The following is a 325-nucleotide window of genomic DNA, read 5'->3' as shown; positions in this document are numbered from 1 at the left end:
CGGCGGCGTCAGCCTGACCTTCAACCTCGACCATGTGGTCAATGCCATCGAGACGCCCTTCGGCTTCGAGGTCATGCCGGCCGACGTCTACTACATCACCGGCCTGCCGACCGATCTGCGCGGCGATGATGTCGGACTGATCGTGGGCGTGGCGCTTGTGATGAGCATGATCGCGACCCTGTACCCGGCCTGGCGCGCCTCGCGCACCGAGCCCGCCGCCGCCCTGCGCTACGAGTGATGCGCCATGACTGAGCCGAATGCCGTCATCGCCTGCCGCGGGCTGGCCAAGACCTATGCCGAGGGCGACCTGCGCACGCCGGTCTTC

Annotated in this window: 1 pseudogene; it reads left to right on the top strand. The window is 67.7% G+C overall.

The features are described 5' to 3' along the window. A pseudogene (locus tag FLQ44_RS23925) lies at positions 1-238 on the top strand (lipoprotein-releasing system transmembrane subunit LolC); the annotation flags it as partial. Between the last annotated feature and the right edge of the window lie 87 nt (positions 239-325).

Origin of the sequence: Vogesella mureinivorans, assembly GCF_007644035.1 — a bacterium.
Classification (GTDB): domain Bacteria; phylum Pseudomonadota; class Gammaproteobacteria; order Burkholderiales; family Chromobacteriaceae; genus Vogesella; species Vogesella mureinivorans.
Note: the sequence above shows the minus strand (reverse complement) of the source record. Positions and strands in the feature narration are given on the sequence as shown.